Origin of the sequence: Streptomyces sp. T12 (genome assembly GCF_028736035.1) — a bacterium.
In the GTDB taxonomy this organism is placed as follows: domain Bacteria; phylum Actinomycetota; class Actinomycetes; order Streptomycetales; family Streptomycetaceae; genus Streptomyces.
The window spans coordinates 3,951,846-3,974,064 of record NZ_CP117866.1 but is presented as its reverse complement, the minus strand read 5'-3'; the positions used below and the strand labels follow the sequence as shown (position 1 = coordinate 3,974,064).

Genomic DNA, 22,219 nt, shown 5'->3' with positions numbered 1-22,219 from the left:
GAACGCCGCAGCCCGCTCATCGGTTGAGCTGACGGGTCGGCCGTTTCACGTCAACATGCTGAACTTGACAGAGAAGACTGGCGTCACCCGATGGCGATGCGTGTCTTCCAGTAACTCGCCGGCGTGATGATCTCCGTGCCGGACCCTGGCACGACGGCGGTTCGGCCGCCCGCGTAGAGCCGTACGGATCCGTCTGACCGCACGCCCCAAATGTCGGGGACGGCGTCGCTGTTGGCGTCGGGGGTGCCCATCAGCAGCGGAAAGTTACTGACCGCCCAGCCCGAGGCGCCGTACTCGCTGTCCTCACCCCCGGCCGAACTTCCGGCGCTGCCCAGGGAGGCGAGGCTGACCCCGCCTCCGGAGGCAGCGATGCCCTTGCGGAGCAGGAGCTTGCCCGACGTGTCGGATCGATAGAGGAGGTCGGTGACGCCGTCGCCGCTGATGTCCAGCGCGGTGACGATGTCCCGGCTGGTCCAGCCCGAGGCCGACAGCCGGGTCGCCTGGTCGATGGTCGCTCCGTGGTAGCCGGTGAAGACCCACAACTCGTCGCCGATGGTGGCGAAGAAGTCGGTCTGGCCGTCCCCCGTGGCGTCGCCCGCCGACACGAACTGGGTCAGGGCGGCGGGGCTGGGGGCGCCGTCGGGGAGGAGGATCTCGCGGCGCTTGTCGATGTTGACCGCGCCATAGCCGTCACCGGGGTACACCCACAGCTTCCCTCCGACGCGGACGACCAGGTCCTGGAGGCCGTCGCCGCCGTAGATGTCGCCGTTGTGGGTGATCAGGGCGCCCTTGAAGTGGCCGTTGGGCGCGGGAACATAGGGCGGCAGGTCGTCGCCGTTGGGGTCCTTGTCGGGGTTGTCCCGGTAGGCGCCGGGCATCGAGTAGTTCAGGTCGCCGGTGCCCTTGTTGAGGTCGGTGGTGGCCTGCGAGGGATACATGGCCAGGTTGCCGGCCTCGGTGACGACCATCATGTCGGGCAGCTTGTCGCCGGTGAAATCGCCGGGGGAGTCAGCCTGGTCGCGGGGCGTGACGTAGAAGAAGTACTTCGTCGGCTCCGAGGGGTTGCCCGCGCTGTCCACCGCCCTGACGTAGAGCACGTTGGGCCCGGCCGTCGGCGGTTTGGCGTTGGAGATCGTCGCACTGACGCTGGTGGCCGTGTTGGCGGTGCGGGGGAGGCTGCTGGAGTAGGTGGGCGAGTTGAAGCCGTACTCATAGCGCACGACGTCGGTGTTCAGGGCGCGGAAGGTGAAGGAGCCGGGTGTGCCGAACTTCTTGGCGGACCAGTTGGCGTCCTCGGCGTCGTTGCCGAAGCCGTTCTCGCTGCCGTCGGCGTTGGGGAAGTCCGTGGAGCTGACCTTGGGCGGCCTGGGCGCGGTGGTGTCGAGGACGAAGCGGCACGGCGTCTTGGCCGGTGCGTAGCCCGAGCCGGCACCGGCGTCGTCGAGGGCGCGTACCCGCCACGAGTAGGTGGTCCCGTTGGCGAGTTTGCTGGTGGAGAAGCCCGTCGTCGTGCGCAACGCGGTGTCCTTGTCACCGCCGACGGAGACCTTGCCGGTGGAGCCCAGCAGATCGCCTGTCGTCTGCCACTTTTCGTGCGGCCACAGGTCGAAATCGAGGTGGTCGAGGTTGCTGTCCTTGTCGGACGCCCGCGCAGTGAACGTCAGGTCACCCGAGCCCATACGGACGTACGGCTTGGTGGTGGTGCACTTGGCGTCCGGGCCGAGATCGAGCGACTTGGAGTCGACTGTGGGTCTGCGGTTGTAGACGAGCTCCAGTACGGGCGCGTTGTCCCCGTTGGCCTGGAACTTCTTCCATGCGTACTGCGCGTGCTCGTCCCGTGCCCGCAGCCCGAAGGTGATGGTGTCCTTGCCCTGGTCCGCCTGCTTCTGAGCCGCCTTCTTCACGTCGAACGTCTCGTACGCGTCCCGGCAGCCGGACTTGTATCCGTGCGCGAAGCTCTTGGTCGCGAACCTGTTGCCGTCGTGGAGCTTCGGGGCGTTCTTCCAGTTGGTCTTCCCGTTGACCGGGCCGGTGAGGTGCACACTCATCGAACGGGCGCTGCACGACCAGGAGTAGGTCTCCAGCATGCGCAGCTTCGCACTGGTGATCTTCGTGCCCTTGAGGTCCTTGTCGTAGGCGATGTTGAAGTACGAGCGCGAGGTGCCCCAGGTGTCCGACTCGAAGCCGACGCGGGCCTCGTGCGTACCGCCCTTGTTGAAGCCCTTGCCGTTGTAGAAGGTGGCGTTGGGGTGGCGGCTGTAGGCGGTGGTCCAGTTCTGCGTGTGCTTCTTCACCGACGGGTCGATGAAGACCGGGTACGTGGTGGTCGGGTCGTCGAAGAAGGCCAGGTCGGGGGTGAGTACCCAGTTCGCCCCGCTCAGGCTGGGCTCGACCAGCTCGCCGCGCGAGTCGGGCGAGGGCCCGTCGAGCCCGGGGAGGCTGAGCGTGGCCGCCGAGCCGCTCTGCGAGGGTGCGGGCGTCGGCTCAGCCGGGGCGGACGGCAGGGGGGACTCGGACACCGAGGGCTCCGGGCCGTCGGTGGCCGCCGGCAGAGTCTCGGGGGCGGTGTCCGCCTGCTCGTCGGTCTCGATGAGCTCGTCGGTGGGGCTCGGGCTCTCGCTCGGTCCGTCGGTGGCCGACTCGGTCGGTGCGGGGCTCTCCGACGTGGTCGGCTGGGCGGTGGCGCCGACCGATCCGTCGGTGACGGCCGGCCGGCCGCTGCTGTCCCACAGCAGCGGGGTCGGCGACATCGCGACCTCGTTGGCGAAGGCATCCTCGGCGGTGAGGACGCCGGTGACCGGGTCCAGCCGGAAGTTCAGCGTTGCGGAGGTGATGCCGTACGAGATCTGCCGGGCCCGCGGATCGGCCGCGGCCTGCCGGTTCTTGAGGACCAGCAACTGGGCGAACCCGTCGTCGTCGGCCGTCAGCACCAGGTCGGCGCCCGGGAAGATCTCGGGGTACAGGGCGCGTGAGCCGTCGATGATCGGGGCCGGTACCGTGCCCGGCCAGGTGAGCTGGATCTCGTGGCCGTCGACGGTCAGGGTGACCAGAGGGCTCGCGGTCTCGTCAGCGGCGGCGCTCTTCAGCCCTTGGACCAGGGCGACCCGGCGCACGGTGGAGCGCGAGGCCCGCTGTTTCGTGTCACTTGACCCGGAGCCGGCCGAGAACACCATCCGCGTGTTCGTGGCCCGGGGCTCCCAACCGGCCTTCGTTCGCTGGAGGTCGTAGTCGATGTCCCTCCATTCGCCGCCCACCTTGGCCCGGATCGGTGACGAGTACAGGTTCTTGGCCATCAGACCGTCGGGCCGCACCCACGTGGTGGAGTGCGCGGTGCGCAGCGCGGTGACCTCGACGGACTTGCCGGTCTTCGCCGCCCGCGCGATTGCGGCCGCCTCGGTCACGGGCTTCGCCTTCGCCTCCCGGTCTGACCCGTCGCGCGAACCCGGGTCGTTCAGGCCGAGGCCGATGAAGGTGATACCGGTAGCGACGAGCGCCGCGGTCAGTACGGCGGCGGTGGTCCGACGTCCGGGCACACGGCGCCAGTTGCGCGTCTTGCGCGTCATCGGTCGAGCTCCCCTTCCCCCCTTGGAACCGGCGCGCGACAGGGCGCGGCCGGGCGAGCCGATGATGACCCATGAGCGGGCTGTCGTCACCCTTCGCATGCGGGCGACGGAGCTGAGTCGATCGACCACGCGAGCCGTAAAGGTGGTTGTGCGCGCACGTCCACAACGGGTCGGAGCAGCGTTGACCGCGGGAGCAAATCACCGCGAACCACCACTCAAGTCCCGAAGTCTCCGGGCTATTTGCCTGTGGAACTGGCGAAATGGGTGAATGATCGTGGAGAGGCGGGCGCTTCCGTTAGCTCGGGAAAGCGCTGCCTGGGCCTCACGTACTGCTATGGAGCGTTACGCACCGTGATGGTCATCGCATCCCCACAGCTGATCTAGCAGAACTCCACGGAGCCATCACAGAATGTGCATCATCTGATACAGCATCACGCGTGGTCCGATCCCGGTCCCGCTCAGTGGTCCGGGGGGACTTCGCCGTGTTCGGTCGCTCTTCGCATGTCCGTCGCCGTTGTCTGCGTCGTCTGCACAGGGCCGTCATACCTGCCCTCGGCGCCGTCCTGCTCGTGGGCCTCCTGCCCGCGCAGTCGTTGGCGCTGCCGCCCGACCCGGCAGTCGAGGAGAAGGGTCGCGAGACCCTGGACCTGGAGGCGCTCGACCAGGACGAGCCGGTCGCCGGCGAGACCTTCGAGCGGGACCTGGAGACCCTGAAGGTCGAGGTCCCGCAGGACCAGGATGCGGCTCCTGCGGGCACGGCCACCGCGCCGACCGCCGACTCCGGGACGATCAGCTTCGGCTCGACGGCGTCGGCCACCACCCAGGCCTCGGCCCGCACGGGCACGACCGCCCGGCAGGTCGCCGTGACCCCTGTCGACGATCTCCCCGTCAGTCTCGGCCAGGCCCCGGAGCAGCCGGCCCCCACCGGCACCTGGTCCGTCCAGGTCTTCGACCGAGCGGCGCCCGTCTCCCAGGGTGTGGACGGCGCCCTCGTCAAGGTTCAGGCCCCCGACACCGGCTCGGTCCCCATCTCGGTCAGGCTCGGCTACGCCAAGTTCAAGAACCTGTACGGCGCCGACTGGGCCTCCCGCCTACGCTTCGTCCAGTTCCCCGAGTGCTACCTGACCACGCCGGACGTCGAGGCGTGCCAGGTGTACGAGGAACTGGAGACGACCAACGACACCAAGACTCAGTCGATCACGGCGACGGTCGACACGGCAGCCGACGGCACCGTGACCCCGGCCTCGGCGACGACCACCGACTCCGACGGCCCGTCCATCGCCCAGGCCGCCTACCGCACATCGGCCACCCCGGCCGCCGCGACCGGAGACGCCGCGGTCATCGGCGCGGTCGACTCGGGCGGCGGCGCGGGCGGCACCTTCAAGGCCACGCCCCTGGTCTCCAACGGCAAGTGGCAGGCGGGCGGTTCCTCTGGCGCGTTCACGTGGTCGTACCCGCTGATGGTGCCCGCGGCTCCGGCGGGCCCGGCCCCCACCATCTCCCTCAACTACAACTCCCAGACGGTGGACGGCCGTGTCGCGGTGTCCTCTCCCCAGTCCTCCTGGATAGGAGAGGGCTGGGACTACGACCCCGGCCACATCGAGCGCCGTTACCGCACCTGCCAGGACGACCGCAAGGCGCTGAAGTCCGGCACACCCAACAACACGGCCAAGAAGGACAAGACGTCCGACCTGTGCTGGGTGTCGTACAACGCGGTGATGTCGCTGGGCGGCCGGAGCGTAGAGCTGGTGCGAGACGCGCCGACGGGCAGCAACCCCGAGACCGACACCGAGATCTACCGCCCCCAGAGCGACGACGGCACTCGCGTCGAGCGCCGCACCGGCGGCGCCAACGGCGACAACAACGGCGAGTACTGGATCGTCACGACCCGGGACGGCACCAAGTACTACTTCGGCCTCAACCAGGTGGGCGGCGGCCACGCCGACACGGACTCCGTCTCAGCCGTCCCCGTCTTCGGCAACCACCCCGGAGAACCCTGCCACGCCACCTCCTTCGCCGACTCTCGCTGTGGCGCCGGCAAGAAGCAGGCCTGGCGCTGGGGCCTGGACAAGGTCGTCGACGTGCACGGCAACGCGATGGTCGTCAACTGGAAGCAGGAGACGAACTACTACGCCGTAAAGAAGAAGTTCACGTCCCCAGAGCAGTACGACCGTTACGCCTACCCGAGGTCCATCGAGTACGGCATGCGCTCGGACCTGACCAAGCCGTCCGCCATCGCCGAGTTCGGCGTCAAGCAGCGCTGCCTGAAGTCGGAGACGGCCTGCGACCCCGCCAACTTCGCCAAGACGGACGACCCGGGCGCGTACCGCCCCTGGTGGGACACCCCCGGCAACCTCAACTGCAAGTCCACGTCGAAGCTGTGCCCGTCGTTCCCGTCCTTCTGGACGCAGATGCGCCTGGACACGGTGACGACGAAGGCCGCCCGCGCCGGCCAGACCGGCCTCGGCAAGGTGGACACCTACCAGCTCCACCAGTCCTTCCCTGAGGACTGGTACGACACGGCCCCCGGCCTATGGCTCAACTCGATCACCCGTCGCGGTTTCGCCCCCGGCGACACCACCGGCACCCTCCAGCACAAGGACGGCGTCAGCTTCGCCGAGTACTCGGTCGGCTCCACCTCGCCCCTGCACGACCGCCTGAAGGACCGCCAGCTGCCGAACCTGGTGCCGAGCGGCCCGAACGACCAGCGCCCCGCCTTCACGCGCCCCCGTATCGGCACGGTCGCCACGGAGCACGGCGGTGACATCGAGGTCGAGTACAAGGGCGGCTGCGCCACCGAGCCGTCCGAGGACAAGGGCGAGCGGAACGGCACCTGTTACCCCGTCCGCTGGTCGCCCGACGGTGACGAGAAGACACCCGCGAAGTCCTGGTTCAACAAGTACGTCGTCCACTCGGTGACCGAGACCGACAAGGTCACCTCTCACGGCAAGCCCGTCCACACGACGTACCAGTACATGGACTCCGCCTGGGCCAAGAGCGATGACGAGTTCACCCGCCCGTCCCTGCGCACGTACAGCGTCTGGCGCGGCTACCGCCAGGTGGCCGTCACCAAGGGCAGCAGAACCAGCAACCAGCTGAACTTCCCGCAGGCCCAGTCGTACTCCGAGACCCGGTACTTCCAGGGCGTGGGCGGGACGGTCAAGGACTCCACGCAGACGCACACGCTGCTCGCCGACGACGCACCGCAGTACGCGGGCATGACGGCGGAGACCATCACCTACCGGGACGCCGACAAGCGGATCCACAAGCGCACGCTCAACTACCCCTGGTCGAAGCAGACCGCCTCCCGCTCGCGGGAGGCCGAGAACGGCACGGACATGGATCCGCTGCTCGCACATCGCAGCGGGATCGAGCGCACGGAGGAGATCCAGCCGGTCGGCAGCAGTTGGCGGGCGATCCGGACGCTGACGACGGCAGACGACACATACGGCCTGCCGATCCAGGTGGAGACCGCCGTGGTCAAGCCGAACGGCAGCACCGGTGAGACCCTCTCCGACCAGACCTGCACCAAGACGTCGTATGTGCACAACACGTCCGCGTGGCTGATCGGTCTGCCGAAGGAGCAGCGCAGCACGGGCACGTCCTGTGCGGCCCACGACACGGCGGACCCGGCGACCAAGCTCATCAAGGCGGTGCGGAACACCTACGACGGTCTGGGGTACGGCGAGACGCCGACGAAGGGGCTGGTCACCTCCGCTGCCGGGGTCAACGGCGCGGGAACCTCGTACTCGGTCGTCACCAAGACCACGTACGACCCACTGGGCCGCATCCGCACCATCACGAAGCCGGAGGTCGGCACCACAGAGACGCAGTACACGCCTGCGGATGCGGGCGGGCCGGTCACCTCGGTGAAGACGATCAACGCCAAGGGTCATGCCGTCACAACGACCTTCGACCCGGGCCGCAGCCTGGCGCTGACGGCCACCGATGCCAACGGCCGGGTCACGCGCTACGAGTACGACGCCCTCGGCCGCCTGGTGAAGGGCTGGTCGCCTTCGCGTTCCTCGGGCGGCAAGTCCCCGGACGTGGAGATCGCGTATCAGGCGGCGGTGGCCACCTCCGCCGAGACCAGGCCCGCCGCTGTCACCACGAAGACGCTGAAGGACGACGGTACGTACAGCCGTCAGGTGACGATCTACGACGGCCTGATGCGCCAGGTCCAGACCCAGTCCGAGGCGCACGGCCCCGGCCGGATCATCACCGACACGAAGTACGACGACCATGGCCTGGTCCGTGAGCAGACGAGTGGCTACCTCGCGAAGGACGAGCCGGCGGCCGCGTTGTTCGCGCCGAGATCGAAAGCGCTGATCCCGAACTGGGCCACGTACGACTACGACGGTCTGGAGCGGCCGTCGATCCAGCTGACGTACCACGGCGATGCCTACCGGTACGCGGCGTACACCTTTCACACGGACACCAGCGCCTTCACGGACCCGGTGGGTTCGACCGCCCCGCAGACGCGCACGTACACCGACGCCCTCGGCCGGGTCACCGCGATCCGCCACTACAAGGACAACGCGGCCACCACGAACTGGGAACCCGCCACCGCCGAGAACAGCGGCCGCAAGACGACGTACGAGTACGACGCCCGCGGCTACCGCACGAAGGTCATCGACCCGGCAGGCAACACCTGGACCTGTACGTACGACGCCCGGGGCCGCGTGACGTCGACCACCGACCCGGACACCGGCAGGACGGAGACCTGGTACGACGACGCCGACCGCCCGGTCAAGGTGACGGACGCCAAGTCGCGGACGACGTACACGGAATACGACGAGCTCGACCGGGTCACGTTCGTCCGTGAGGGCTCGGCAACCGCCGCCCCGGTCAAGTCCTTCACGTACGACTCCCTGCCGGGCGCGCTGGGCCAGCCGGTTGCCTCGACCCGGCACACGTCGGGCGGCGACTACATCAACCGGGTCACTGGCTACGACACCGACTACCGGCCCACAGGCAGTGAGACGGTGATCCCGCCGAACACGCTGACAACGGGCCTGGGGGGCACGTACGCGTACGCGTACACCTACACCCAGACCGGCAAGCCGCTGTCGGTCACCTTGCCTGCCGTGGGCGGACTGGCGAAGGAGAAGGTCGCCACCCGCTACAACGGCGACGGCCTGGCCGAGTCGACCTCCGGCCTCGCCTGGTACACGTCCGATGCGACGTACTCGCCGTACGGCGAGGTCCTGCGGACGGTGTCCAGCTCCCAGCCCTATCGGGTTTGGACCACCAACTTCGTCGACCCGCACACCGGTAGCCTCCAGCGCACGGTCACGGACCGCGAGACCTCCGGACCGCACCGCATCACGGACAGCTACTACTCGTACGACGCGTCCGGCACCATCACGTCGAACGCCCGCAAGCTGTCGGAGGCTTCGGGCGCCACGTGGGACACCCAGTGCTTCACGTACGACGTGATGGGCGAGCTGGTGAACGCCTGGACCTCGAACATCACCCCGGCCGGCAACGCCACCGGATGCAAGGCGTCGAACGGCACGACGTGGGGCCATCGCACCGACTACCGGACCTCCTCCGGCCCGGTGGCCCACGCCCCGGACACGGCGAGCGACGAGTCGAGTCCGGACGCTTCCTTGTCGTCGACCCTGGCGGCCGGGGCTCCCGACGCGACGACCGTGGCCACGGGCGCGACGGCGTACCACCAGTCGTTCACCTTCGACTGGCTGGGCAACCGCGCCACGCAGACGGAACACGACCCGGCGGACGCGACCAAGAACGTCACCTACACGTATGGCTACGGCACCACCGCGCAGCCGCACACGATGAAGTGGATCAGCTCCAACCCGTCGGGCAAGGGCAGCAGTTACAGCTACGACGCGGCGGGCAACACCGAGACCCGTGACCTGCCCGCCACTTCGCAGACCCTGACCTGGACGCCGGAAAACAAGCTCGACACGATCACCGACGACGGCAAGAAGACGACGTACGTCTACGACGCCGCCGGCAACCGCATCGTGGAGAACTCACCGTCGGGCTCGACGCTCTACCTGGGCGAGACGGAGGTGACGACGAACTCCACGGGCGCGATCACCAGGGCTTCCCGCTCCTACGCCCAACCCGGCGCACCCACGGTCACCCGGACCACGAGCAACGGCGCGACGACGGGCCACAAGCTGAACGTGCTGCTCGCGGACCACCTCGGCACGGCGAACACAACTGTGGAAGTGTCGAACGGCCAGCCCGTAACCCGCCGCGCCTTCAAGCCGTACGGCGAGGCCCGTGGCACCAAGCCGACCAACTGGCCCAACAAGCGCGGCTACCTGGGCGTGGGCATCGACGACGCGGCCACCGGCCTGACCCACATCGGTGCCCGCGAGTACGACCAGAACTCGGGCCGCTTCCTGTCCGTGGACCCGATTATCGACATTGCAGATCCGTTGCAGATGAACGGGTACGCCTACTCCAACAACAGCCCTGTCAGTTTCAGCGACCCCTCGGGTTTGTGCAGGCGAGACATCTGCGGAGACGGCTATCCCGTCGCGGGGGATGGGGAACGCGCGGGCTACACGGGACAGCGCAGCGGGGAGAAGCCGTGCACGTCGTGCAACGGACCGGCCACCAGCTACAACTACGACCCCACAGAGATATTTCCGGGCGTCAGCATCTCGAAGAAGTGGAAGGGGCGCGACGAGTTCGTTGACCGCTTCTACGCATATGTGCACACCGTCAGCTCCACTAACGGTGTTCTTCCAGGCTATTTGACAGATGGGACAAATCCGGAAGCAGCGCAGCAGCAACTCGGCCATTGGGGGGTGCAGGTCTGTTGGGCTATGAAGTCGTGTCCACGAGCCGTGATGACCAACTTCCGGAACATGTCGATGGGATTTGCGGGAGCGGTCAGCGCAATTGCCGGCCCATGGGACGGGGCGGGCGCAGGGCGATTGGCGGTGGGCGGCAAACCAGGCAAGGGGGCAGGAGGCTGCACCCAATGCTTCCTGGCCGGCACCGATGTCCTCATGGCCGTCGGTAATACCAAGGACATCGAGGACATCAGAGTCGGTGACGAGGTCAAGGCTACGGATCCCCGCACAGGTGAGTCCGGCCCCAGAAAAGTCACACGCCTCATCGTCACTGAGGACGACAAGCACTTCAACGAGCTGTCCATCGCAACAGCGGACGGCATCGAGAAGCTGACGGCCACGTACGAGCACCCGTTCTGGTCTCCGTCGGAGCGAGAGTGGGTCGAAGCGCGGAACCTCAGGCCGGGCATGACCCTACTCACCGACGAAGGCGACACCGTCATCGTCACCGCCAACCGTTCCTTCACCAAGCATGCCCGCACGTATAACCTCACGGTTGACGATCTGCATACGTACTATGTGCTGGCGGGGCAGACGCCAGTCCTCGTTCACAATTCGAATGGAATTTGTGGAAGTGCGGATGCGCACAGCTTCAGGCGTACGGAGGCTCTGTCAGGAAACGCGTCCAAGAGGAACGTCGATTCGCTGACTGCTTCAATGAAGGAGAATGGCTGGCAGGGTGATCCGATATCCGTGGCGAAGATCGGGGATGACCTGTACGTCCTGGACGGCCACCACCGTGTTGCTGCGGCGAAGCGTGCAGGGATTGACGTGCCGTATCGGGTGCTTTCGGATGCTGACATTCGTGCCAGATATCCCGGGGGTGCCGATGACATCACAACTGCTTGGGCTGAGGTAGGGCCGGACCGCCTAGTGAACAAGTACAAGAGACCGGGGTATCGATGACAGGCCAGCCTTTGAGGGAAGTCGAGGCGTACTTGCAGGCCCTCTCCCGGGTGCGCAGCGCTGTTCAGCGCTGTCACCCGGGTGGTCAGGGGCTGGCTAGCATCCTCCACCTGTATCGGTCGCGATCCCTGGAGAAGGCCGGGCGCATCCAGGAAAGTGTTGAATACAACGTCCATGGTTCTGGATGCCTTTTCGTTGAGGCCAGTGGAGCCGAGGTTGACGTGGACTTCCTAGAGGAAGGGACGGAAGTCTTTGATGCCTGGAGGATCAGGAGGCTTTCGGTAAGTCTCGGCGAGGAATCCTCGGAAAGCCTGGACGAAATCGTTGCCGCGTGCAGAAAACTGGTTTCGCTTGGACGTTTGTCTGAGCCGCACAGCGGATGGTTTTCGGCAGTTGAGTAGCGCTATCCCCTGGTTTTCCTGAAGGTCGACTCCATTCTTGTCCGGTGTCGAAGTGAAATGACGAGGCCCCCTCTTCCTGTAGCTCTTGGAGAGGGGGCCTCGCGATGCCTTGACGGCAACGCTGACGGCAACGTCAGCGGACGGATGCTGTGACGGGCGGGTCGTCGGGGCGGTCGTTGATCCCACCGAGCGCGCCGTTGAGGCTGTCGATGGCTTGGCGCTGGAGGCGGAGTCGGACGTGGGCGTAGACGCCGGCCGTCACGCCGATGTGGGCGTGGCCGAGCAGCTCCTTGATCACGACGAGGTCGATGCCCTGCTCCAGGAGGAGGGTGGCGGTGGAGTGCCTGAGGTCGTGGAAGCGGATGGTCCGGAGTCCGGCGCTGTGGAGGAGGCTGCGGAAGCGGCGGGTGAGGTTGCCGGGGTCGAGCGCCTTGCCGTTCGGGGTGGTGAAGACAAGCCCGTTGTCCGTCCAGCCCGATCCGGCTGCCAGACGCTCTGCCCGCTGCTGTTCCTGGTGGATCTTGAGGGAGTTGAGGCATTCGGTGGGTAGGGCAATGCGGCGTTCGGAGGCGAGGGTCTTGGTATGCAGGATGGTCAGGCCCTGGCTGCGGGTGCGCTGGAGGGAGCGGTGGATGGTGGCGGTGCCGCCGTCGGGGTCGAGGTCTTCCCAGTGGAGGCCGAGGAGTTCGCCCTTGCGGAGCCCGGTGCGCAGGGCGAGTTCGTACAGCGCGTGCAGACGATCATCGGCGGCCGACTGGAGGAACTGTCGGGCTTCGGTCGCGGTGAGGGGCTGGAAGCGTCGGGGGCGGGGCGTGGTCGTCTTGACGTTCCTGGCGACGTTGCGCGGCAGCTCGTCCTCGCGGACGGCGTGTTCCAGGGCGGACTTGAGGACTGCGTGGACGTACGTCACGGTCAGCGGCGACAGCTGCTTCTTACAGCACTGGCCGATGGCGCAGCAGCGTCGCCGGTCCGTGTCCCGTTCCTGGGCGCAGCACTGGCAGGCGGTGCGGAGCCCGTCGAGGAAGGTCCGGACGTCGCGGGTGGTGAGCCGGGCGAGCTTCTTGCTGCCGAGACCGGGGTTGAGGTGGAGGCGGATGGCGGCGGCATAGCGCGTGGTGGTGTTCTCCCGCAGGTGGTGGACAGCGACGCCGTTCAGCCAGTACGTGAGGTAGGCGCTCACGGTGCTGTCAGCCGTTGCGACGGGGAGGCCGCGGTTGCTGGCGGCGATCTTCTCGGTGAGCTTGGTCATCGCGTCCTTGCGGGTGGTTCCGTAGACGCGTACGCGCTTGCGGGTGTTGCCGGGGGCGAGGACGTATCCGGCGGCTTCCCAGCGTCCGTCCTTGCGCTGGTAGACGGTCCCGTCGCCGTTCGCACGGGTACGGGAGCGGCGGGACGGAGTAGGGCGGGGCATGGTCATCAGGCGGTGTCCTGTTCGAGGCGGGCGCGGATGAAGTCGGTGAGGGCGTGGGTGGGGATGCGGCGGGCGCGGCCGAGGGTGATCGAGGCGAGCTGGTGGGTGCGGAGCAGGTCGTAGACGGCGGAGCGGCCGAGTTGGAGGCGTTCCATGACCTGGGGGACGGTGAGGAGTTCCGTGCTGGCGGTCACGCGACTGCCCCCGGCTGGACAGCACCGGTTAGCCGACCAGTGGAGTGACCGACCAAGTGACCGGCGGAGTGACCGGCGCGGTCACCGGAGCGCTTCGAGCGTCGGGTTCGGGTCGGTTGCTCGGGTCGGGTCTGTCGTGTTGCGGCCAGGAGGTCGGCGAGGTGTTCGAGTTCGGGCAGGAGGCCGGTTCCGGCGTACTGCCAGTGGGAGATGACCAGGGTCGTGTCCGAGTCCGCGCGCTGACCGGAACGGTGACCGGCGGGCAGGTCGGTGGAGTGTCCGGCGCGGTCGCCGATCGGACTGCCGTCCGTCTGGCCGGCCTGCGTCTGAGCCGACGCTGGGGCTGGGGTCTGGGTGTCGGGTTGGCGGGTTTGCCAGGCGGTGCGTTCGGCTCGGAGGTGGGCGAGGGTGGTGGAGTAGTGGCGGGTGCGGGTGGAGAAGTGGCCTCGGAAGCCGAGCATGTGGGCCCATTGGCGCAGGCGTAGGTGGGCGTGCCGGCGGTTGGTGGCGAGGTGCCAGGCTGTGTGGATCATGCGGCGGGCGTGGTCGGTGATGTCGTACTTGTGTAGCTCGGCGAGGAGGCGGAGTCGGCGGTCGAGGGTGCCGGTGGTGGTCTCGGCGCCCTTGGTGGCGTACTTGGCGATGTAGGCGGCGACATGCCGGTCGGTGACCGGGCCGCCGCCGGTGAAGTCCTTACTGCGGATGGCCCGGACGTCGATCTGCCGCCCGAACCGGAACACCAATCGCCCCGCCCCATCTGAGCCTTGGGGCTGGAACGCGTGGACGTCACCGGCGGGCTGCGGTTGCTTCGGCGGTTTGCCCTCGTGGTGGACGCGGGTACGTGCGGCGGCGGCGCGGACGGCGTGGTCGAGGAGTTGGGTGGTGGCCCAGGCGGGCGGGGTGCTGCCGGGGCCGGTGGGTCCGTCGAGTCGGATGACGGCGTGGAAGTGGACCTGACCGCGCTTCTGGTACTCGGCGACCTTCGCGTACGAGAGCGTGGCGTGGTGCCGCAGCGCGCGCTGAGTGAGGTCAGCGGCCTTGGCGATCTCCCGACGTAGGTGGGTGGTGAAGCGTGCCCACAGGGCCGGGGCGTGCGCGTTCCACAGCACCGCGCTGGTGTAGTCGTAGCGGTCGGGGTCGAGCGGGGTGCCGAGGAGCGGGTCGTCGTCGGGGTGGACCTGACGGCAGTGGCAGCGGCCGGTGTCGGGCTGGTTGTGGACGGGCCCGAAGCCGGGGGCGGTGAGGGTGGCGAACACGCGCGGGTGCGCGGCGACGCTGGTGGGGACGGTCTTGCCGCCGCGCAGTCCGGCGGCGATGAGTTGGTAGGTGTCGTAGCGGTAGACGGTGGAGCAGGCGGGGCAGCGGGTGGCGCGGCGGTTGCCGCAGCGGACCAGCAGTTCGCCCGCCGGGAGCCGGCCGGAGTCGAAGTGGTCAAGGATCTCGCCGGTCGCACTGTTCAGACGGGTGCGGTGTCCGGTGAGGCGGATCGGGTGCGCGCAGCCGCCGAGCGTGCTGATCTGTCGTGCGAGGGGCGCGAGTTGGCCGGTGGCGGCGAGCTTCGCCAGCTTGGCGGTGAGCCTGGCGCGGCGCTCCAGCGCCGACCGCCCTGCAGCCGTCGAGGCTGTGGCGGTGGCGTCTGCCGGGCAGGTCGGCGTCGTGAACGCCACCGACGGGAACGAGGTGGCTGGAATGGTCGTGAGGCAAGGGAGTCGAAGCTGTGCGGACATGCGGAAAGAGGCCTTTCGGCGAGAGCGCGGAAGGGGTATGGCGCGGGGCGGCGTGGGCAGGCCGAAGTGATCGGCTCACAAGGGAACGGGGGCGCCTCGAAGTTGGGCGCGGGGGCCGGACCAATGGGCTGGTCGGCGTGGGCTCGGTGGTGATCACCGGCGGGTGCGTGACGTTAACATCGCCTCACAGGCGCATTCAAGTGCATCTCTCCTGATTCCTTTCTGGTGGGTGGTGGGGCGCGGGTAGTGTGGGGCCGGTTTCCCGGTTTGGGCGGGCCGGATTTTGCTGGTAGACGGGGTGGAAAGCGGGGTGACCGGCGTGGTGGTGGGGCGGCGCGGGCGCAGGCCGGCGGGCGGCGGGGTGCAGCTGACGTTCGAGGTGATCGCTGAGTCCCTGCGGGAGCAGATCCGCGCTGGTGGGCTGCGGCCGGGTGACGCGTTGCCGACGCAGGCCGTGCTGATGCGGGAGTTCGGGGCGGCGAGCCTGACCGTGCAGAAGGCCATGGCCCTGCTGAAGCAGGAGGGGTGGGCGGTCTCCCGCCCCGGTAAGGGAGCCTTCGTCGCCCACCGAGACCACGCCGCCGACGACGCTGATGACCTCGACAGCCCGGACACGACCATGTCCATCGGTGGGACAACGGTCCGCGTCGAGGCGCTGGAACTGGCGCTGGCCGACGCCGTTCAGCAGATCGCAGACCTTCGTGGCCGCGTCGAGGCACTGGAGACGGGCAGCGGCAAGCGGGGCCGCTAACCCGCCGTGCCAGGCAGCCCGGGGCGGCCCGGGGGCGTGCGTCCAGATATTCACTACGAGGTTCAAGGCGGCGCCCGCCCGCCAGAGCTGGCCACCATCGCCGACCGACCCGCCGTCGGGCGAGCAGCCGACGCCCGCGCGAGGCGCAGGCAGACGGCCAGACGCGGGCGCGAGCGGGAGCTGACTTGGTGCCGCCGGGCGCAAGTTGTGGGCGCTGGAGCCCTTGCGTGTCGCACAGCAAGTTGTCGCCCACGACCGTCCTACGGCCGGATCGCAGGCACAGGGCCGACCAGGGGGCCGACCCTCACGCCCGCCGCCCGGACTCGCCGAGCCCGGTGGTCGGCGTTGCCTCCGCCGGTGGCCGACTCTTCCCGTCCCGGCCCCGCGCCGCCAGAGTGGGCGATGCACCAGCCCGGCCGTACGCTGCCTCTCCCGCTCAGGCCCGATCCCGCCGAAAGAAGCCGACCCTGCGCCGCCTCGGCAGGTTGCCGCTGGTTTGCGGGCGGCGCTGTGGCATCAGGACGAAGGGGGGAGTATGGGGGTGTGCGACGCTGGAAAGGCTGCGGTCGCGGCGACGGCACGCGACCTGAACTACGTATTCGCGCTCTCGCACCCCGTGCCATATATCATCGGCGATATGGACAGTGGGCGGTACTCGATCGAGATCGAGCCGGAGGTGCGGCTGTGGCTGGAGAACCTTCCCGCCCATCACTACAAGCAGGCCGAACGCGTCGCCGACCTGCTCGCCGAGCAGCCCACCACCCTCGACGAACCGCACTCCCGCCACCTGGGCGGCAAGCTCCGCGAGCTGCGCTTCCGCCTGGGCGATGCCCATCAGCGGATCACCTACTGGCTGGCGCCCGGCCGACGTGTCGTGCTGCTCACCGTGTTCCGCAAGACCAAGATGCGCGAGCAGGCCGAAGTGGACCGCGCACACGCCGCACAGCGATTGTGCGAGGCAGAGCATGAAGCCGCCGCCGAGCACGACCTCTACAGCCGCAACCTCAAGGAGAACCGATGAACCACAGCGAATGGAGGACCCGTCGCCACCGCCAGCTGCTGGGCGAACACCTGGACGCTGACCCCGAGTACGACCGGGTCTACGAAGAGGCCGGCCTCGCCATGACGTTGGGCAAGGCCGTCTACGACCGGCGTAAGCAGCTGGGCCTGAGCGAGGCCGAACTCGCCGAGCGCATGCACGTCGACGTCGATGACATCGAGGGCATCGAGACGGCCACCGAGCTGCCGCCCATCGCGGTCATCATGCGCCTGGCCCGCGCACTGGACCTCACGGTGGACGTGCACCTCGCCGGCGGAGACGAGCCCACCGTCACCATCGTCGCCCCAGCGGCCTGAGGCGGGGAGGAACCATGCAGGACCCGCCTTCCGAGCTCGCCCGTGAGCTCGGGCAACTCGTCCACGACCGGCGCATCGAGCTCGGGCTGTCCCAGGCCGAGCTGGCCGAGCGGTGCGGGATGAAGCAGCCGCAGATCTCCCGCTTCGAAGGCGGCGGGACCGTGCCCACGCTTCCCCTCCTGCGCCGCCTGGCTCAGGCTCTCGGCGCCGACCTGACCATCAGCCTCACCCCGCACGACAAAGCCGCTTGACACGCCTGCGGAATTCCTGGAATTCCCCAGGCGGTGTTGACCACTGACGGCAGCAGTGACGGCAACACCAGCAGACTCCAGCGCACGAGCACGAACATCCGGCGACTGTCAAATTGCCCGCTGACCAGCAAATTTGCAGGTAGGAGCGGCCTGGCCTGCACACGTACTATGTGCTGGCGGGCGAGACTCCGGTCTTGGTGCACAATTCCGGTGGGTGGTGTGGCCCTGGCCTTAGAACGGCATCGGAAGCCGGTATCAGCCCGAATGATGCCAAGCGAATTCAGAATGCCGCTGATAAAGCTGGGCAGCCAATCATTGTGGTCGGGAGCCGTGCGAACGGAACGCCCAACCCGACATCGGACTGGGATTACATCCTGTCCGGTCCGTCCAGAACTCGTCACAGCGTCAAGAATTCACTGCCGAGGGGTACGGGTGACGGTGAAGGGAGTGGGCGCGGTAGGGACTTCTGGCAGAACTACAATCCGAACCGCCCAGACTATGCGGAGCTGGACCCAAGCAGGCCATACGTTGTATTCGAGCCCGGGAGCAGGTGAGCACTTGCGAGCATCAGAGCGGATCATCAACGAGGTTGCCCAAGAACTCCGTAGTCTGGAGGACGCAGAGGCCTGGTTCTCTTCGCTAGATCAGGTTGAGCAGGGGGCAGTACTGCACGAGGTTGTTCGTTACGCCATGCAGGCCCATGCGACAGTGAACGACGCGCGTGATGGGCTGCTGCGATCAGGCGTCAAGCCGACCATGACCCCGGCAGTGTTGATTGTTCGAGAACCGATTCTCGAACAAATGGGGAAGATCATAAATCTGCCCCCCGGTGAGTACGCGAAGTCTTTCCGTGTCCTCTTGTCCACATTCGCTGTGGCTGACCAGCGGCGAAGGGAAATGGAGTGCCGAGGAACTTGTAGCCATGCCTGGCACAACCTGTCGTAGGCGCCGACGTCCCCGGCGCGTCAGAGAGGGCGTAGCCGGGGATTTCTGAGTTCGTTCGGACGCACACAGGGAGCCCCTGCCGAGTCGGTACTCGGCGGGGGCTCCTGGGCATTTGACGGCAACGCTGACGGCAATGTCAGCGGACGAGCGCTGCGGCAGGTGGGTCGTCAGGCGGCTCCTCGGTGCCGTTCAGGGCGTTGTTGAGGCAGTCGATGGCTTGGCGTTGCAGGCGGAGTCGGACGTGGGCGTAGACGCCGGCGGTTACGCCGGTGTGGGCGTGGCCGAGTAGTTCCTTGATCACGACGAGGTCGACGCCCTGTTCCAGGAGGGGGGTGGCGGTCGAGTGGCGGAGGTCGTGGAAGCGGATGCGGCGGAGGCCAGCCCGGTCATGGCGACCCACTGGCGCGGGTCGCTGCGCAGCACGGCCGCCGACCCGGCCCGCTCTCGGCTCCACCACCGCGGGCCGGGCAGCGACCAGGTCGCGCGCAGATGGCGCAGCGCCCACCAGAAGCGCGGAGGAAACCTGGATGCGCCCACGCGGCGGCACGGCGAGCGTCGGGCCGACGGCGAGGCATCGATGGGAGTCGGCCCGGCGAAGGCCGGCGGAGGGGTGGTCGGCTCCGTGTGCTTTACCCACCTCCCCAGGCTGGAGCTCGCGTCGGACAAGGCCAGGGGGGGGCTGCCCATGTCTGTCGAGCAGTCCGTTGCCGCGCCTGAGCGTGAGTTGTTGCTCAGGCGTGCCTCCGTGTCTCTGGGGTGTGGGCAAACGGATCGGCTTTGAGGGCGGATATCAGTGCGCCGAGTTGTCGGGAGCCGGTGGTCAGGATCGTCTCCGGCTCATCGCTTTCGCGTAGGAGGACTGCTCCGGTGGGAGTGGCAGCGGCGTAGACGCAGTTCGCGGCCTCAGCGCTGTATGTGGACTTCTGCCAGGACAGTTCGGGCATGGTGTGTTCCTCACATCTCTCGGGCGATTCCCTGGATGAGGTCTCGAGATTTCGGTTCGGGGAGAGCACGCGATTCCATGCGGTCCAGCACCGAGCGGTAGCGGTTCAACTGGGCTTCCGCATCGAGGAATTCGCAGCCGTGGTCCGTGTCCAGGACGACTGTGTCCAGTTGGGGGACCTGGCCGACCGCGTAGGTGATGGGCTGCCCCGAAGCGGGGAAGCCGGTCTGTCCGAAGGGGAGCACCCGAATTGTGATGTTGGCTTGCTCGCTCATCTCTAGGAGGTGGTCGAGCTGCGCGCGGGTGACGTCTGGTCCACCGAAACCCATGCGCAGAGCCGCCTCGTGAATGGTGGCTGCGTGGGGGGTGAGGGTGTCCTCGAACAGCACGGCCTGGCGCTTCACGCGGTACGACACGCGGTGCTCGATCTCGTGGGGGCGCAAGGGCGGCACGGCCTCACGCATGGTCGCTCGGGCATGCTCCGGCGTCTGCAGCAGGCCCGGCATGTGAACTGTGACGGCTACGCGCAATGCGGTGGCGTGGTGTTCGAGTTCGGCCAGGTCGAGGAGACCGGGCGAGAGTATGTCGCGGTATTCCTCCCACCATCCGCGCTTGCGGCCGCCCGTCATCGTGGCGAGGGCGTCGACGTACGTCTCGTCGGCGCAGCTGTAGTTGCGTGCCAGCGTGCGTACGCGGTCGGCACTCACGGCGTATCGCCCGGCTTCGATGTTGCTGATGCGTGCCTGCGGGCCGCCAAGGAGTGCGGCGGCCGCGGTCGAGGTGAGTCCCGCGCGTTCGCGGAGTTTTCGCAGTTCGGCGCCGAGCCGTTGCTGGCGCAGGGTAGCGGTGGGGGCGGGTGGCATCGTGAGTCGTTTCTTCCTGGGCAGAGGCTTGCGGCGTCACTCACATGGGTGGCTGTTGGTAGATCTTCCTGGATTCGATGGAAGAACTTACATTCCTGTCGCTACGTTGTCGGACGTGAGTTGCTCAACTGGCCCCGTCCGTAAGTCGGAAGCGCACCAACCCAGGCAATGCCACTGCAGGACACGGCGGTTGAACAAGTGATCCAAAGGTCCCCTTCCTCTTCCTTCAGGAGCCCGTCATGGCCACCGTAGCCCCGCCCGACACCTGGGCGTACGCCCTCCGCCTCCCGCATGACCCCCGCGCTGCACGCGTCGCACGTATGACCGCACGAGCCGCCCTCAACGGCCACGGCAGGGTCGAAATCCTGGACGTCGTTGAGCTGTTGACGTCCGAGTTGGTCACCAATGCCTACCGGCACACCAGAGGCCCCGCGTCGCTTCGCCTGACCGCCCTGAACGACGGGCGGTTGCGCGTGGGCGTCTGGGACACGAGTTCTCACATCCCAGCTCCCTTCGACAAGCCGCCCGGCAACCTTGTTCGGCCTGCTCCGGCAGACGCCGTCAGCGGACGCGGGCTGCTCCTCGTCCAGGAGTACGCCGACTGCTGGGGTGGCTGGCCCCTTGGTGATGGTCTCGACCGGAGTGCGGGGAAACTCCTGTGGTTCGAGGTGGGTGGGAGGCGGGAGCGGGTGCGGGAGGTGGCCGCATGACCCCCAGACCGACACATCATCCCCACGGCAAGGTTCCACCAAGATCCCGTGAAGCACGCCCACCCAGGTTCTGAATGTCAGACCCCCGTGGAACACTGACGATGTTGCGCAAGTGAACGGGGTGCCCAAGGGGCCGAGTGGTCCAGGTGGCCGGTGGGGAGCGGACGGCGATGAGCAAGCGGCAAGTGCAGAAGATGCTGCAGCTGATGGCGAGCGGGGGGCCCGTCGAGCTCACCAGTCCCATGGCCTCCGTGAAGAAGCTCGCCAGGCTCGCCTTCATCGCCCAGCAGTTCGGGTACGAGTACCTGGACGTACGTCAGAGCACCGGACGCAACGGCGCGCTCGTCATGATGATCGCGCCCGACCCCAGCCCCCAGGCCCGCGCCCGCGCCCTGCAGAACTGGGCGCAGTACCCGAACGCCGGCGACGGGGTCTCCGTACCGCCACTCGTGCCGGACGCCTTCGAGCTCCTGAAGGCCCGCATCAACTTCGACCTCACCGGTAAGAACGCCGAGAAGCGGGCGGGCTACGCGGCCGTGGGCGTCACCATCGGCGCCGGGCTCCTGGGGGTGCGGCTCGGCGCGGATGCCTCTGCCTGGATCGCCGCCCTGCTCACGTGGGCGTTCTTCATGGCGATCCTCGGCGTGGTCTTCGTCGTCAACCGCAAGCGCAACGCCAAGTTCGCGGCCCGGCTGCAGGCTGCCGGGTTCGCGCCGATCACCGACGAGACCGAGCGGGTGCGCTATCTGCCGCCCGGCGGGCAGCTGCCGGGGCACGGCAACCCGTTCGCGGCCGGTCCCTACGGCAACCAAGCCCCGGTCCCCGGGCCGTACGGCCAGCCCGCGGCGCCGGGTGCGTACCCTGCTCAGCCTGCCGCGCCGGGTGCCTACCCTGCACAGCCTCCCGCGCCGGGCGCCTACCCCGCGCAGCCCGCCGCCCCGGCCCCCGGCCCCTACGGCAACCAGCCCGCCCCGGGTCCCTACGGCGCTCCCCAGCCCCAGGCCCCGTACGCCACGCAGCCGCAGCCGCAGCCGCAGCCGCAGCCCCAGCCGCCGTACGGCCAGCCGCAAGCGCAGCCCCCGTACGGCCAGCCCCAGCCCTACCCCCAGCAGCAGAGCCCCCAGCCGCCCCAATCGCCTCAGCCGCCCCACCCCCAGCAGAACCCCCACTGGCAGCCCCCGCAGCGCTGACAGAGAGGGGTGCTCTTCGCCCCCTATATCCTCTATATCCACACCCCGGTGTGGCCGTGCACCCCGTCCCCCATCCCGCCCCCATATCTCGCCCTTATATAGGGACGACCAACACAACCTCTCATCCGCCCTCCCCGCCGGGTGAGAGCAAAGTTCCTTTCCGGTCACT

General features: G+C 68.0%; 14 protein-coding genes and 3 pseudogenes. 10 read left to right on the top strand and 7 right to left on the bottom strand.

Features of this window, described 5'->3' with window-relative positions:
• Positions 1-83: 83 nt before the first annotated feature.
• The gene (locus PBV52_RS17715) at positions 84-3,563 is read right to left on the bottom strand and encodes a DNRLRE domain-containing protein (RefSeq protein WP_274239342.1); all 3,480 of its coding nucleotides are present in this window, start codon (positions 3,561-3,563) and stop codon (positions 84-86) included.
• A 569-nt stretch (positions 3,564-4,132) separates the two neighbouring features.
• Between PBV52_RS17715 and PBV52_RS17710 the strand changes: the two genes are divergently transcribed.
• Positions 4,133-11,308, top strand: coding sequence for a polymorphic toxin-type HINT domain-containing protein (locus tag PBV52_RS17710; protein ID WP_373921882.1), 7,176 nt, complete (start codon positions 4,133-4,135; stop codon positions 11,306-11,308).
• Positions 11,305-11,709 carry a hypothetical protein gene (locus PBV52_RS17705; protein ID WP_274239341.1) on the top strand — a complete coding sequence of 135 codons (405 nt, stop codon included), beginning with the start codon at positions 11,305-11,307 and terminating at the stop codon, positions 11,707-11,709. Before PBV52_RS17710 ends, PBV52_RS17705 begins: the two co-directional genes overlap by 4 nt.
• Positions 11,710-11,842: 133 nt before the next feature.
• Here the strand turns inward: PBV52_RS17705 and PBV52_RS17700 are convergent, their stop codons facing one another.
• The 3 genes from PBV52_RS17700 to PBV52_RS17690 are packed head-to-tail and all read right to left on the bottom strand — an operon-like array spanning position 11,843 to position 15,041.
• Positions 11,843-13,126: a site-specific integrase gene (locus PBV52_RS17700; RefSeq protein ID WP_274239340.1), complete on the bottom strand. Its 1,284-nt coding sequence runs from the start codon at positions 13,124-13,126 to the stop codon at positions 11,843-11,845.
• Positions 13,126-13,314 carry a helix-turn-helix domain-containing protein gene (locus PBV52_RS17695; RefSeq protein WP_274239339.1) on the bottom strand — a complete coding sequence of 63 codons (189 nt, stop codon included), beginning with the start codon at positions 13,312-13,314 and terminating at the stop codon, positions 13,126-13,128. Before PBV52_RS17695 ends, PBV52_RS17700 begins: the two co-directional genes overlap by 1 nt.
• Positions 13,311-15,041 (bottom strand): replication initiator, encoded by a 1,731-nt coding sequence (locus tag PBV52_RS17690; protein ID WP_274239338.1) that lies wholly within the window; start codon positions 15,039-15,041, stop codon positions 13,311-13,313. The genes PBV52_RS17695 and PBV52_RS17690 overlap by 4 nt, the downstream gene beginning before the upstream one ends.
• A 310-nt stretch (positions 15,042-15,351) precedes the next feature.
• On the opposite strand from PBV52_RS17690, the gene PBV52_RS17685 reads away from it, so the two are divergent.
• The 6 genes and pseudogenes from PBV52_RS17685 to PBV52_RS51745 all read left to right on the top strand — a co-directional run bounded on the left by PBV52_RS17685 (position 15,352) and on the right by PBV52_RS51745 (position 18,344).
• Positions 15,352-15,792, top strand: coding sequence for a winged helix-turn-helix domain-containing protein (locus PBV52_RS17685; protein ID WP_274239337.1), 441 nt, complete (start codon positions 15,352-15,354; stop codon positions 15,790-15,792).
• A 637-nt stretch (positions 15,793-16,429) separates the two neighbouring features.
• Complete coding sequence (locus PBV52_RS17680; RefSeq protein WP_274239336.1) at positions 16,430-16,813, top strand: type II toxin-antitoxin system RelE/ParE family toxin; 384 nt, start codon at positions 16,430-16,432, stop codon at positions 16,811-16,813.
• Positions 16,810-17,148: a helix-turn-helix domain-containing protein gene (locus PBV52_RS17675; RefSeq protein ID WP_274239335.1), complete on the top strand. Its 339-nt coding sequence runs from the start codon at positions 16,810-16,812 to the stop codon at positions 17,146-17,148. Before PBV52_RS17680 ends, PBV52_RS17675 begins: the two co-directional genes overlap by 4 nt.
• A gap of 29 nt (positions 17,149-17,177) precedes the next feature.
• Positions 17,178-17,399 (top strand): annotated as a pseudogene (locus PBV52_RS17670) (helix-turn-helix domain-containing protein); the annotation flags it as partial.
• A gap of 155 nt (positions 17,400-17,554) precedes the next feature.
• Positions 17,555-17,953: pseudogene (locus PBV52_RS51750) on the top strand (hypothetical protein); the annotation flags it as partial.
• Positions 17,898-18,344, top strand: coding sequence for a DUF5958 family protein (locus tag PBV52_RS51745; protein WP_373921881.1), 447 nt, complete (start codon positions 17,898-17,900; stop codon positions 18,342-18,344). The pseudogene PBV52_RS51750 and the gene PBV52_RS51745, both read left to right, overlap by 56 nt.
• 136 nt (positions 18,345-18,480) lie before the next feature.
• Here PBV52_RS51745 and PBV52_RS17665 read toward each other — a convergent pair.
• From PBV52_RS17665 to PBV52_RS17655, 3 genes and pseudogenes are all read right to left on the bottom strand, one after another.
• Positions 18,481-18,732: pseudogene (locus PBV52_RS17665) on the bottom strand (tyrosine-type recombinase/integrase); the annotation flags it as partial.
• A gap of 343 nt (positions 18,733-19,075) precedes the next feature.
• A complete protein-coding gene (locus tag PBV52_RS17660) occupies positions 19,076-19,288 on the bottom strand; it encodes a DUF397 domain-containing protein (protein WP_274239334.1) in 213 nt (70 codons plus the stop codon).
• A gap of 10 nt (positions 19,289-19,298) precedes the next feature.
• A complete protein-coding gene (locus PBV52_RS17655; RefSeq protein WP_274239333.1) occupies positions 19,299-20,150 on the bottom strand; it encodes a helix-turn-helix transcriptional regulator in 852 nt (283 codons plus the stop codon).
• Positions 20,151-20,389: 239 nt separating this feature from the next.
• Here PBV52_RS17655 and PBV52_RS17650 point away from each other — a divergent pair, with 239 nt between their 5' ends.
• Positions 20,390-20,860 (top strand): ATP-binding protein, encoded by a 471-nt coding sequence (locus tag PBV52_RS17650; RefSeq protein ID WP_274239332.1) that lies wholly within the window; start codon positions 20,390-20,392, stop codon positions 20,858-20,860.
• 170 nt (positions 20,861-21,030) lie between these two features.
• Complete coding sequence (locus PBV52_RS17645) at positions 21,031-22,050, top strand: hypothetical protein (RefSeq protein ID WP_274239331.1); 1,020 nt, start codon at positions 21,031-21,033, stop codon at positions 22,048-22,050.
• The last annotated feature ends 169 nt before the right edge of the window (positions 22,051-22,219 follow it).